Genomic DNA, 11443 nt, shown 5'->3' with positions numbered 1-11443 from the left:
CCTGGACATGTTCCTACGCGTTACTCACCCGTCCGCCACTGACATTGCTGTCCGTGCGACTTGCATGTGTTAAGCATGCCGCCAGCGTTCACTCTGAGCCAGGATCAAACTCTCAAGTTCATCTCGCCAGAACCGAAGCTCCGCTCGATGCCCGTTGATCAGGGCTCCGCTCACCATTCTCGACGCAAAGCAATCATCCCGCACCCCAGACCAGCTCAAAGCCAATCCGTGGCCGCGAAAAAAGATCGCGTCGCACTTCCAAAAGACTGATTTGATTTTCAGAGAACATCCAGAACCTCTCGGCTCCGGCCCACTTTCTTTACTTCAGTTCTTCTTCCCTCGTCAACACCTTTTGCTTCGCAGCATTTGGTGGCGTCCGGAGAAGAACCTCAGCTCGTCGTCGGGAGCGGCGATGTAGACCCGAGGCCGGAGAGGCGCAAGGGCTTTTTTCACCAAATCTTCCTAGGACCGAAGAGACCCTGTCATCCCGTCGACGGATCGTCACGGCAGGACCGCTCTCGGCCGCTCAGCTGAAAGACGTGTCAAAGAGGATGCAGCCTATCTGGTGAACAGGGGCTTCGGTTGGAAGTCCCGGCCCATGAATCCGAAGCATGGCACGGTGCCCACCAAAGCATGGGACAGTAGCGCGGAAGATAAAGCTGCTCGAATGTACCAGTAGAGGATGGGAGTGGTGCCGGGTGCGAGAATCGAACTCGCGACCTATCGATTACGAATCGATTGCACTACCGCTGTGCTAACCCGGCCCATCCAGGCGCGCCGGAATACCCCGGCACGCTGCGCTGCCGCGCCTTCTAGCGGCAGCCGCGCGCTGGGGCAACCTCGCCCGTGCAAGAAGGCGGCACGGGCAAGTTCGAAATCAGGTGGTGGTGACGGCGCCGCCCTTGGTGGCCACGCCGCCCGTCCATTCGATCCGGCCCGGCGTTCCACAGGCCTCGCAAAGCGGCTCCCAGCGCGCGTGGACGGTCCCGCAGTTCAGGCACTGCCAGCGCGGCTCCGGCGGGGCGGCGGCGGCGGCCCGCAGCCACTTTGCCTCGGCGGCACGCCCGGCGGCACTGTCGCCGAGTTCCACCGCATCCATGTCCACCATCGCCAGGAAAGCGCGGCGGTCCGCGGCGCCGGAGTTCACCAACGCCTCCAGCTCCGCCCTCGCCCGGCCCGTCAGCCCCGCGCCGAGCGCCGCGCGCCCCAGGACGAGGCGGCTTTCGGGATGCGTCCGGTTTTCCTGCGTCAGCATCTCGGCGCCCTTCACCCGTGCCAGGGCGTCGCCCTCGTCCGAGAGATAGGCTTCCGCGATGTCGGGATGCGGCGCGACCTTCCAGGCCGCCTGCAGCGTGGTCCTGGCCCGGCGGGGGCTGCCCTCCCCCGTCTGCCGCCGCGCCACGGCCAGGGCGGCCGGTGCGAAGCCCGGATCGGCCGAGAGGGCCTGCTTCTCCAGGGATGCCGCTAGGGCCGGTTCCGGCTCCTGCATTGCGGCCGCGAGCGCCAGCGCCGCGCGCCGGTGCCCCGTCAGCTGGTCACCCGGGGAGAGCGCGAGCGCCTCCCGCCAGTCCCGCGTGCGCAGGGCCAGGGCCGCGCGCTCCTCCCGCACCCAGGCGGCACCGGGTTGGGCGGCCTCGGCCTCCCGCGCCAGGCGCTGGGCGGCGGGCCAGTCCTCGCGCTGCATTGCGTCCCGCAGCAAGCCGCGCAGGCCGAGAAACTTGCCGTCCTCGCGTTGCGACAGCTGGCGGAAGGCCTCGTTGGCGGCATCGTTGCGGCCGGCCATGCGCTCCGCCTCGGCGGTCAGCAGCAGGGTATGCGGGGTATCGCCCAGCAGGCCACGGGCTCGGCGGATCTCCAGCCGCGCCTGGTCGGGGGTGCCGGCAGCCAGCGCGACGAGGGCGCGGGTCACGGCGGCGTCGCCATCGCGCCGGTGCCGGGCCTCACGCCGCGCGCGGATCCGCGCGGGCCAGCCGCGCAGGGACTTCCAGCCGGACAGCAGGCCGTGCAGCACCAGGAACAGCACCACCAGTGCCAGCAGCCCCAGCCAGACGGGCACGCCGATGAAGGTATTGCCGACGGTGACCTCGATATTGCCCCCGGTCTGGCGGAGGAACAGCGCCGCCCAGACCCCGAGCGCGAGAAGGATCAGCAGCCAGATCGCGCGGAGCATCAGTTGCTCCCCGCGCCGGTCGTGCCGAGGTCGCGCAGGGCCGCCCGGGCCTCGACGAGGTCGCGCGCCTGCCCGATCCAGCCGGCCATGGCGTTGCGGGAGGGGGGCGGCAGCTTCTCCAGCCGGTCCACGGCGCCCGGCAGGTCGCCGGCATCGAGAGAGCGCCGCGCCTGCTCCAGCTCGCCGGAGACGGCATCGCCCACCACCACCTGCTCGCCGCGGCGGACCGTCACCAGCCCCTGAAGACGCGCCAGGGCCGATTCGGCGACCGTCCCGCCCTGCGGCTCGGCTGCCAGCCGGGCGGCCCGGGCCGCGTCCTCGAAGGAAAGGCGCAGGGCCGCCTCCGTCGGCGGGGCGGCGTCCTTGTAGCGGGCCAGGGCCACCGGCGGCGTGCCGGAAAGCCCGGACAGGGCCTGCCCGAGCGGCCGGCCGGCTTCCAGCGCCGTCTGAAGCTGGCCGCGCGCGGCGAGAGCCCCCAGGCGGCGCTCCGCCGCCTCGGCCTGCGCCAGCCGCTGCTCGAACTGCTGCACGCGCCCGGCGAGCCCGGCCTCCTGTGCCGCGATCCGCTGGTTCAGAGCCGCCTCGGCACGGGAGAGGCGCTCGTCCATCGACTTGGCGGCCGCGTCCACGCGGCCGCTCATCGCCTGCCCGGCCGCCTCCACGCGCTGGTTCAGCGCCTGGTCCAGCGCGGCCAGACGCGGGCCGAAGGCCTGCTCCGCCGCCGTCACGCGGGCGGCCAGGGCCTGCTCCGCGCCGGTCAGTCGGTTCGCCAGCGTGCCCTCGGCCTGGGCGATCCGCGCCTCGGACCGGCGGCTCTCCTCCGCCACACGGGTATCGAGCGCGCCCAGGCGCTCCTCCAGCCGCCGCTGCGCTTCCGTGGAAGCGGTCCGCGCCTCGGTCACGGCATTGCGGGCAGCCTCCAGCGCGGTGTTCAGGCCGGCCACGCCGTTTCGCGCCTCCGCGTCCACCACGGGTTTCGCGGCCAGCTCACGGAAGGCGGTCTCGGCGGCGTCCAGGCGACGCTCGGCCGCGGCGGCGCGCTGCGCCAGCCCCTCGGCAGAAGGCCGGGCCTCCAGCGCGGCAAGGCGGGAGTCGACGGCGGCCATGCGGGCCGCATCGGCCTGCTGCACGGCGGCCGGGGCGGGCTGCCGGTCCCGCGGGCTGGAAACGAGGTAGGCTACGGCCCCCCCAAGCACGACCACGGCGGCGGCGATGGGCAGGATAGCCGGCTCGAAACGCCGGGCGGGCGTGTTCAGCGTCGCCGGGGGCGGCGGGGCGGGCGGCGTCACCGGGCCCGCTGTGGCGGGGGAGGGCCTGGACGGCTCGGCGCCCGGGGATGCGGCCCCGACTGTACCCGAACGAAGCGGTACGGACGCGGCCTCGCCGGATCCGGCATCTAGCGAAGTGGCGGCGCCGGCAGCGGCGGGCACGGCCCCCGCAGGCTTCGGCTCGGCGGGCTTCGGCTCGGCCGTCATCGGTTGCACCGGGCGGGCGGGCGGGGTGCCTCGGCCCGCGATCTCGGTGGCGGAAGGGATGGATCCGGCCGGGGCGGTGGCATCCTTGCCCGCCGGGCTGGCGGCGCTGCTCGTCCTGCCCCCCTTTCCGCCGGCACCTGCGGGGCTGACCTTGGCGCGGGCGCCGTCCGGGGGAGTCTTCGGCGTGTCGCTCATGAGATCAGGGTCTATCCTTCTGGTCGGGCCGAGGGGCCGGCGAGGGAGCGGGACCGAGGAGGTCCAGCAAGGCGTCGTGATCCGGTCGCGGCGCCACGTCCAGCCCTTTCCATTTAAGACTTGTAAGGGCCTCGGCCACGCGGCCGCTCAACGCCACGGCGCGAATGCCGGTTGCTGCACCGCGAAGCCCGGCCGCCTCCAGCAGCGCGATCGCGACGCGGGCACTGCGGGGAGAAAGAAACAGGGCGGCCCGGATCTGGCCCGCGGAAAGGGCGGCACGCGCCTCCGGCGGAAATCCGGGCGCCTCGGCCACCGCATAGGCCTCCCGCCGGATCACGGCGAATCCGCGCCCGACGAGGTCGGAGGCCAGGTCATCCCCGTAGCCCCGTCCGGCGGCCAGCAGCAGCGGCCCCGCGCGGGGGTCGAGCCGCGCCGTGGCCAGGGCGGCGAGCGAGGCGGCATCGCCATGGGCCGCCTCCACGGCGGTGAAGCCCGCCGCACGGGCGGCGGCGGCCGTCGCCTCCCCCACCGCCAGCACCGGCAGGTCCGGCGGAACAGCGCCGGCCAGGGCGGGGATGGCGGCCGCGCTCGGCAGCAGCGCCGCCCGCGCGCCGGGCGCGGGCTCCATCGATAAGGGTGAGAGAATCAGGGCGGGCGCCGCCACCGGGCACCAGCCCAGCGCCGCCACCCGCGCGGCCGTGGCGCCGCCGCCCGGCTCCGGCCGGGTGATCAGGCAGGCGGGGGCGTCCGGCGCCAATTCGGCGGAGCCGATCAGCCGAAGATGTCGGCCGGGCTGTCGGCGCGCAGGCTGTCGCCGAGCTCGGCGCCGATCGCCTCCGCATCCGCCACCGCCCCGTGCAGGCTGCGCTTCAGCAGGAAGGACCCATCGGGCCGCGCCACGAGGCCGGTGAGGTGCAGGCGGCCATCCGGCAGAAGCCGGGCATGGCCGCCGATAGGGGTGCGGCAGGACCCGTCCAGCGCGGCGAGAAGCGACCGCTCCGCGCGGGACACGGCGCGCGCCTCCCGGTCCTCGATGCCGCCCAGCAGCTCGTGCAACTCCGTATCCTGCTCCCGCACCGTCACGCCGATGATGCCCTGGCCGGCCGCCGGCACCATGGCCTCGGGGTCGAGGATCACCATGCCCGGCGGGGAGAGGTCCATGCGACGCAGCCCGGCCAGGGCCAGCATCGTGGCATCCGCCTCCCCTTCCGCCAGCTTGCGGAGCCGGGTCTGCACGTTGCCGCGGATCATCCCCACCGCCAGGTCCGGGCGGGAATGGAGGATCTGTGCCTGCCGCCGCAGGCTGGCCGTGCCCAGACGCGCGCCTGCGGGGATGCTGCCGATCGGGTCCGCCGGGTCCAGCCCTTCCATGCCCGGGCCGGGGATCAGCACGTCCCGGCTGTCCTCCCGCTTCAGGGTGCAGGCCAGCACCACCCCGGGCGGCATCTCCGTCTCCAGGTCCTTCAGGCTATGGACCGCGAAGTCGATCCGCCGGTCCAGCAGCGCCTCATGGATTTCCTTGGCGAAAAGGCCCTTGCCGCCCACATCCGCCAGGCGCCGGTCCTGGATGGCATCGCCCGAGGTCTGGATCACGTGCTCCTCGAAGGCCCCGGCATTCCGGAGCACCGGGCAGAAGTGCAGGACCATCTCGAGAAAGCAGCGGGTCTGCCACAGGGCGAGCGGCGAGCCCCGCGTGCCGACGCGCAGCGGCAAGCTCCGCATCTGGGGATGCGGGCGCACTTGCGAAGCGCCCGTCGGGACCTGGGCAGGGTGGGCAGACGACATGGCGGCGTCTTAGAACCGCGCCACGAAACGTGGAAGGCATGTGACGGAATGGACCTCGCCGGTCCCGTCCCCGGACCCGTCCTGGGAATCGAGAGCAGCTGCGACGAAACGGCCGCCGCCGTGCTGGCGCCGGACGGCGCCATCCTGGCCGAGACGGTGTTCAGCCAGACGGAAGACCACGCCCGCTTCGGCGGCGTGGTGCCGGAACTGGCCGCGCGCGCCCACTTGGCCCGCCTGCCGGATCTGGTGGCGGAGGTGCTGGGCCGCGCCCGCGTGGCACCGGGCGACCTGGGCGGCGTGGCCGCCACCTCCGGCCCCGGGCTGATCGGCGGCCTGATCGTCGGGGCGGGCTACGGCAAGGGCCTCGCCATGGCCCACCGCCTGCCCTTCGTGGCGGTGAACCACCTGGAGGCCCATGCCCTGACGCCGCGCCTACCCGGCCTGCTGCCGGAAGGGGCGCGCTTCCCCTACCTCCTTCTTCTTCTCTCCGGCGGGCACTGCCAGTGCGTGGCGGTGGAGGGTCTCGGCCGCTACCGCCGCCTGGGCACCACCCTGGACGACGCGGTGGGTGAGGCCTTCGACAAAGCCGCGAAGCTGCTGGGCCTGCCCTGGCCCGGCGGGCCGCATCTGGAGCGGCTGGCCGGTGAGGGCGATCCCTCCCGCGTGCCCCTCCCCCGCCCCCTGATGGGCCGGGCGGGGTGCGACTTCTCCTTCTCCGGCCTGAAGACGGCCGTGGCCCAGGCTGTGGCCAAGGGGGGCGATCGCGCGGACATCGCCGCCGCGTTCCAGGCCTCGGTCGCGGCAGTGGTGGCGGATCGCGCGCGAAACGCCCTCCTCATGGCCCCGGGCGCGACGGCCCTCGTCGTCTCCGGCGGGGTCGCGGCCAATACCGGCGTCCGCACCGCCCTGGCGTGGGTGGCGGAGACGGCGGGCCTGCCCCTCGTCGCGCCGCCCATCCGCCTCTGCACCGACAACGCCGTCATGGTCGCCTGGGCGGGGATCGAGCGGCTGCGCGGGGGCCTGACCGATCCCTGGGACCACGCCCCCCGCCCCCGCTGGCCGCTCGACGAGCTGACCGCCTGAGATGAACTGTCGCCCATGAACTACAGGCATGCCTTCCACGCCGGGAACTTCGCGGACTGCGTGAAGCACGCCCTGGTCCACGCCCTGGTGGCGGCCCTGTCGCGCAAACCCACCCCGTTCCGCGTGCTGGACACCCATGCCGGCATCGGCCTCTACGACCTGCAATCCGAGGAGGCCCGCCGCACCGGGGAATGGCGCGACGGGATCGGCCTGCTGGAGCGGGTGGAGGACGGGCCGCTGCTGCCCTGGCTCGAGGTCGTCCGCTCCTTTCCTCGCGGCACCTATCCCGGCAGCCCAGCCCTGATCCGCGCGGTGATGCGGCCCGGCGACCATCTGGCTCTCTGCGAGCTGCACCCGGAAGATGCCGAAACGCTCCGGGCAGCCTTCAAGGGCGATCCGCAGGTCTCCGTTCACCTGCGCGATGCCTATGAGGCGCTAACTGCCCTCACCCCCTTCCCCGAACGGCGCGGCCTCGTGCTGATGGACCCACCCTTCGAGAGGGAGGGCGAGTACGACCGGCTGGTGGAGGGGATGCGCGGCGTCGCCCGCCGCTTCCGCCCGGCGGTACAGGCCGCCTGGTACCCCGTGAAGCACCGCGCGCCCGTCCGCGCCTTCCACGACGCGCTGCGCGAATCCGGCCTGCGCGACGTGCTGGCCCTGGAGCTGTGGCTGCGCGAGCCGACCGACCCCACCCGGCTGAACGGCAGCGGCCTGATCGTGCTTAACCCGCCCTTCGGCTTCGCGGACACCGCCCGCGCCATCCTCGCCGCCCTGAGCGCGGCCTTGCGGACCGATGAGCCCGGACAAGGCTGGGCCGTGACGGAGATCGTGCCCGAATGAGCCAGGCCAGCTTCAGCGAGGCCATTCCGGGGCATGGCAGGCTCGCTGTGATCGGTGCCGGCGCCTGGGGGACGGCGCTGGCGATCCAGGCCTGCCGGGCGGGCGGTGAAGTGGCTCTCTGGGCACGCGACCCGGCGCGGGCCCTGGCCATGCGGACCCTGCGGACCAACGCCCGCCACCTGCCCGGCTACCCCCTTCCCCCGGAACTCGCCGTGACGGCGGATGCGCGGGAGGCCTTGTCCGGCGCCGCGTTGGCCGTGCTGGCCGTGCCCACCCAGCACCTCGCCGCCGTGCTGGAGGAGCTTCCGCACCTGCCACCCTGCATCATCGTCGCCAAAGGGGTGGAGGCCACCACGCTGCGCTTCCCGCTGGAGATCCTGGCCGAGGCCCGCGCCGGCCTTTCGGCCGCGGTCCTCTCCGGCCCGAACTTCGCGCATGAGGTGGCGGGAGGCCTGCCTGCCGCCGCCGTGGTCGCCAGCGCCGATGCCGGGCTGCGCGCCGCCGCCATCGCCCGCCTCGGCACACCGGGCTTCCGGCTCTATGCCGGGCTGGACCCGCTGGGGGTGCAGGTGGCGGGGGCGGCGAAGAACGTGGCCGCCATCGCCGCCGGGGCGGCCATCGGCGCCGGCCTTGGCGAGAACGCCCGCGCCGCCATCGTCACCCGCGCCCTGGCGGAGATCGCGCGCCTGGCCGTGGCGCTGGGTGGACGCGGAGATACCGTGGCGGGGCTCGCGGGGCTGGGGGATCTGATGCTCACCTGCGCCGGCGCTTCCAGCCGGAACTTCTCCCTCGGCGTCGCCCTTGGCCGCGGGGAGAGGGCGGAGGAGGTGCTGGCCGGCCGATCCTCCGTGACGGAGGGCGCGGCCACAGCCCCTGCCCTCCTCGCCCGGGCCGCCGCGGCCGGGGTGGAACTGCCGATCTGCGCTGCCGTGGCGGGGGTGCTGAAGGGCAGCGTCACCGTGCAGGGGGCGATGGAGAGCCTTCTCGGTCGCCCTCGCCGGGCGGAGTAGGCGCCGCGCGCCACCAGCCCGTCACCTCGCCACCCAGGCGAGGCTCGGACAGGGGCCGGAAAGGGGCCAGGGCAGCCTCCGTCTCCGGGTCCGGCATGGCGGCGGCCGCGATCTCCAGCCCGGCGGCGCGGGAGAGCGGCGGGGCATCCCCGAGCCAGGGATCGGACTGGGCGACGCCCACAAGCGCCTGCATCTTCGCCGGCTCCCGCACATGGGCCAGGCAGAAGTCCCGCAACCGGCGATAGGCGGCGCGCTCCGCCTCGGTCAGCACCGCGCCATTCGGCGCGCCGAGCCGTTCCAGCGCCGCCACCGCCTCAAGGGCGAGAAGGTGGCTGCGCAATGCAAGCCCTGCGCGCCGCAGCTCCTGGGGCAGAGCGCCGCGCTCGTCCACCTGGGCCAGTTGGGCGCGCAGCTTCCCCATCCCCCAATCCAGAAGCAGCGTGTCCCCCGCCGCCACCCCGGCCGAGGCCGCGGCCAGCCCGGCCCAGGCCGCCTGGTGGTTGCGGGTGTCGCTGATCAGCGCTTCGGAGCGGCGGTCGTACCGGGTCCGCGCCTCGTTCGCGATCGCGGCCAGCCATCGCGCCACCCGGTCCGCCCGCGAGGGCACCAGCCCCGACGCCTCCCGCACCCCGAGGTAGGAGAGCGAGGCCCCGGCCAAGATCAGGACCCGGTGGTAGCTCGCCTGCAGGTTGAAGGCGCCCAGCAGCGCGTCGTTCCGCGCCCAGACATCCATGGACTCCATGGCGCATGCGGCGGCGCCGGCCTTGCCCGCCCGGTGCGCGGCCACGGCCCGCTGCACCACCGCCAGCCAGTCCCACATCGGCTTCGCCGCCGCCTCGTCCATCGCGAGGCGGGATGGATCAGGGCGGGAGGAGGCAGGGTCGAGGAAGTATCCGAACCCTTCCAGGTTCCGCACGGGGCGCCCCACCGGCTCGCAGGTGGCATTCTCGCCAGTGGGCGCGGGCGCCGGCCGGAAGGGGCCGACCAAGCGGCGGCGCTCCACCCGGGGGCCGATCGGCGGCGGGTTTGCGGGGGGCGGCCCGCGCCGGTTCTGAGCCCCTGGCTGGGCGAGTCCAGCACCCGGCAGAAGGGCCAGGAGCGCGGGCGCGACGAGAACGGCACGGCGGCGGGACGGCATGCCCCCATTCTGCCCGGGCAGAGCCGCCGCGTCAGGTCTCGGGAAAGAGGGGCAGTTCCCCGTTCTCGCCATGGCGGCGGCGCAGGCGGGCGGCCTCGGCAGCGCGGTGACGCAGCAACTCGTCCAGCAGCCGGTCCATGGTCTGCCAGAGCGGCTCGGTCCCCTTCCGTTCCTTCATCATCAGCGCATGGGCGGCGAGGGTGACGTTGAGGGTTCCGCGCGTGGTCTCCGGCCGCGGCATCCGCATCTGGACGAGGGCCTTCTCCACCTCCTCCAGCGGCGCGCCGATGGCCTCCGCGATCTGGGCGGGCTCGTGCCCCAGGCGGCGCAGGCGCCGGGCCTCGTCCCGCTGCTTCGGCGGCAAGGCAATGGCAGGCCGCAGCGCGACGGTGCGCCGCGACATCTCTCCGGAGCCCGAGCCGGGCGGCTTTCCCTTGAAGGCCATGGCTTTGACAACGCACCAAAACGCGCGCCGATTCAACCCTCCCGCAGCGCCGCCCCCGCGGCAAAGGGCACCAGCGGCAGCGCCGCGGCCAGGAAGGCGGCCAGGAGGAGCAGGAAAGGACGGGGTTCGCCGCCCCCTGCCCCGGCCTCGATCGCGCCGGCGGCGAAGATCACCACGGGCACGGCCAGGGGCAGCACCAGCAGGGGCAGCAGCACGCCGCCGCGCCGCGCGCCCAGGGTGAGCGCCGCCCCGAGCGTGCCCAGGAGTGAAAGGATGGCGGAGGCGAGGCCCAGCGCCAGGATCGCCACCCCCCAACCCTCCACAGGCAGGGCAAGCAGCGCGGCGGCGACGGGCGCGGCCAGCAGCAGCGGCAGGCCGGTGACGGCCCAGTGCGCCGCCGCCTTCGCCAGCGCCAGGCCCGCGGGCGGCAGGCCGGCGGTGAGCAGCAGGTCCAGCGACCCGTCCTCCGCCTCCCCGGCGAAGAGGCGGTCCAGCGGCAGCAGCGCGGCCAGCAGCGCCGCGGTGACGAGCGCGCCCGGCGCCAGCCGCGCCAGGGCCTCCGGCGATGGCCCGACGCCGAAGGGAAACAGGGCGCAGACGATGACGAAGAACAGCACCGCCGCCAGCGCCTCGGCGGGATGGCGCAGCGCCAGCCGCAGTTCTCGCAGGAAGACGGGGATCACAGCCGCAGCTCCCGCGCGCCCGGCAGGGGCAACGGCAGGTGGGTGGCGGCGAGCACGATCCCGCCGCGGCCCCGGTGCCCGGCCAGCAGCCCGCCCAGCCGATCCACCGAGGCCGAGTCGAGGCCCAGCGTCGGCTCGTCCAGCAGCCAGAGCGGGGCGTCGCCAAGGGTCAGCCGTGCCAGAGCCAGGCGCCGCCTCTGCCCGGCCGAAAGGGTGCGACAGGGCAGTGCGGCGAGCGGGGAAAGCCCCAGGGCGTCCAGCGCCGCCGCCGGGTCGCCGCCCCGGAGACGCGACCAGAAGCGCAGGTCTTCGATCGGCGTCAGGGAGGGTTTGATCGCGTCCTGATGGCCGAGATATCGCGTGCGGGCACCGTGGGCGGCAGGATCCGCGCCCACCTCCTCCCCGTCCCAGGCCACATGTCCCGCCGCAGGCCGCAGAAGCCCGGCCAGGAGGCGAAGCAGGGTGGACTTCCCCGCCCCGTTCGGCCCGAGAAGAAGCAGCGCCTCGCCCGGCGCGGCCAGGAAGGAGAGCCCGGCGAAGACGACCCGCCCGCCGCGGCGCGCGGCCAGTTCCACCGCGTCCAGCAAGCCAGCCATACCCCCCGCGAAAGGTTCCGGCC

Annotated in this window: 11 protein-coding genes, 1 tRNA gene and 1 rRNA gene; 3 read left to right on the top strand and 10 right to left on the bottom strand. The window is 74.0% G+C overall.

What is annotated here, in order from left to right; all coding sequences use genetic code 11:
* From J5Y10_RS02370 to hemC, 6 genes are all read right to left on the bottom strand, one after another.
* Positions 1-120, bottom strand: a 16S ribosomal RNA gene (locus J5Y10_RS02370); the annotation flags it as partial.
* Between the two features lie 569 nt (positions 121-689).
* Positions 690-764: transfer RNA gene (locus J5Y10_RS02365), tRNA-Thr, on the bottom strand.
* Between the two features lie 113 nt (positions 765-877).
* Positions 878-2170 (bottom strand): heme biosynthesis HemY N-terminal domain-containing protein, encoded by a 1293-nt coding sequence (locus J5Y10_RS02360; protein ID WP_209370216.1) that lies wholly within the window; start codon positions 2168-2170, stop codon positions 878-880.
* Positions 2170-3840: a mitofilin family membrane protein gene (locus tag J5Y10_RS28290; RefSeq protein WP_209370214.1), complete on the bottom strand. Its 1671-nt coding sequence runs from the start codon at positions 3838-3840 to the stop codon at positions 2170-2172. The genes J5Y10_RS02360 and J5Y10_RS28290 overlap by 1 nt, the downstream gene beginning before the upstream one ends.
* A gap of 4 nt (positions 3841-3844) precedes the next feature.
* Positions 3845-4597 carry a uroporphyrinogen-III synthase gene (locus tag J5Y10_RS02350; RefSeq protein ID WP_209370212.1) on the bottom strand — a complete coding sequence of 251 codons (753 nt, stop codon included), beginning with the start codon at positions 4595-4597 and terminating at the stop codon, positions 3845-3847.
* A 14-nt stretch (positions 4598-4611) separates the two neighbouring features.
* The gene (gene hemC, locus J5Y10_RS02345; protein WP_209370204.1) at positions 4612-5625 is read right to left on the bottom strand and encodes a hydroxymethylbilane synthase; all 1014 of its coding nucleotides are present in this window, start codon (positions 5623-5625) and stop codon (positions 4612-4614) included.
* A gap of 48 nt (positions 5626-5673) precedes the next feature.
* Here hemC and tsaD point away from each other — a divergent pair, with 48 nt between their 5' ends.
* From tsaD to J5Y10_RS02330, 3 genes are read left to right on the top strand one after another with little or no spacing between them, the layout of a single operon-like run.
* Positions 5674-6708 carry a tRNA (adenosine(37)-N6)-threonylcarbamoyltransferase complex transferase subunit TsaD gene (tsaD, locus tag J5Y10_RS02340; protein WP_209370202.1) on the top strand — a complete coding sequence of 345 codons (1035 nt, stop codon included), beginning with the start codon at positions 5674-5676 and terminating at the stop codon, positions 6706-6708.
* Between the two features lie 15 nt (positions 6709-6723).
* Positions 6724-7548 carry a 23S rRNA (adenine(2030)-N(6))-methyltransferase RlmJ gene (locus J5Y10_RS02335; RefSeq protein WP_209370200.1) on the top strand — a complete coding sequence of 275 codons (825 nt, stop codon included), beginning with the start codon at positions 6724-6726 and terminating at the stop codon, positions 7546-7548.
* Complete coding sequence (locus tag J5Y10_RS02330; protein WP_209370198.1) at positions 7545-8558, top strand: NAD(P)H-dependent glycerol-3-phosphate dehydrogenase; 1014 nt, start codon at positions 7545-7547, stop codon at positions 8556-8558. The genes J5Y10_RS02335 and J5Y10_RS02330 overlap by 4 nt, the downstream gene beginning before the upstream one ends.
* Here J5Y10_RS02330 and J5Y10_RS02325 read toward each other — a convergent pair.
* From J5Y10_RS02325 to ccmA, 4 genes are all read right to left on the bottom strand, one after another.
* Positions 8503-9696, bottom strand: a complete 1194-nt coding sequence (locus J5Y10_RS02325; protein ID WP_209370196.1) for an alginate lyase family protein — start codon at positions 9694-9696, stop codon at positions 8503-8505. The two genes, J5Y10_RS02330 and J5Y10_RS02325, sit on opposite strands and share 56 nt — an antisense overlap.
* Before the next feature lie 31 nt (positions 9697-9727).
* Positions 9728-10099, bottom strand: coding sequence for a hypothetical protein (locus tag J5Y10_RS02320; RefSeq protein ID WP_209370194.1), 372 nt, complete (start codon positions 10097-10099; stop codon positions 9728-9730).
* Positions 10100-10173: 74 nt separating this feature from the next.
* Positions 10174-10824 carry a heme exporter protein CcmB gene (gene ccmB, locus J5Y10_RS02315; RefSeq protein ID WP_209370192.1) on the bottom strand — a complete coding sequence of 217 codons (651 nt, stop codon included), beginning with the start codon at positions 10822-10824 and terminating at the stop codon, positions 10174-10176.
* Positions 10821-11420: a heme ABC exporter ATP-binding protein CcmA gene (ccmA, locus tag J5Y10_RS02310; protein WP_209370190.1), complete on the bottom strand. Its 600-nt coding sequence runs from the start codon at positions 11418-11420 to the stop codon at positions 10821-10823. The genes ccmB and ccmA overlap by 4 nt, the downstream gene beginning before the upstream one ends.
* Positions 11421-11443 lie beyond the last annotated feature (23 nt).

This window comes from Roseomonas indoligenes (assembly GCF_017813365.1).
Classification (GTDB): Bacteria; Pseudomonadota; Alphaproteobacteria; order Acetobacterales; family Acetobacteraceae; genus Roseomonas; species Roseomonas indoligenes.
This window is presented reverse-complemented; position numbering and strand designations above follow the sequence as displayed.

Excerpts from the sequence above, each read along its gene's own strand:
- hemC (WP_209370204.1), bottom strand. The coding sequence starts at position 5,625 with ATGTCGTCTGCCCACCCTGCCCAGGTCCCGACGGGCGCTTCGCAAGTG.
- ccmA (WP_209370190.1), bottom strand. The coding sequence starts at position 11,420 with ATGGCTGGCTTGCTGGACGCGGTGGAACTGGCCGCGCGCCGCGGCGGG.
- J5Y10_RS02360 (WP_209370216.1), bottom strand. The coding sequence starts at position 2,170 with ATGCTCCGCGCGATCTGGCTGCTGATCCTTCTCGCGCTCGGGGTCTGG.
- tsaD (WP_209370202.1), top strand. The coding sequence starts at position 5,674 with ATGGACCTCGCCGGTCCCGTCCCCGGACCCGTCCTGGGAATCGAGAGC.
- J5Y10_RS28290 (WP_209370214.1), bottom strand. The coding sequence starts at position 3,840 with ATGAGCGACACGCCGAAGACTCCCCCGGACGGCGCCCGCGCCAAGGTC.
- J5Y10_RS02330 (WP_209370198.1), top strand. The coding sequence starts at position 7,545 with ATGAGCCAGGCCAGCTTCAGCGAGGCCATTCCGGGGCATGGCAGGCTC.
- J5Y10_RS02335 (WP_209370200.1), top strand. The coding sequence starts at position 6,724 with ATGAACTACAGGCATGCCTTCCACGCCGGGAACTTCGCGGACTGCGTG.
- J5Y10_RS02320 (WP_209370194.1), bottom strand. The coding sequence starts at position 10,099 with ATGTCGCGGCGCACCGTCGCGCTGCGGCCTGCCATTGCCTTGCCGCCG.
- J5Y10_RS02325 (WP_209370196.1), bottom strand. The coding sequence starts at position 9,696 with ATGCCGTCCCGCCGCCGTGCCGTTCTCGTCGCGCCCGCGCTCCTGGCC.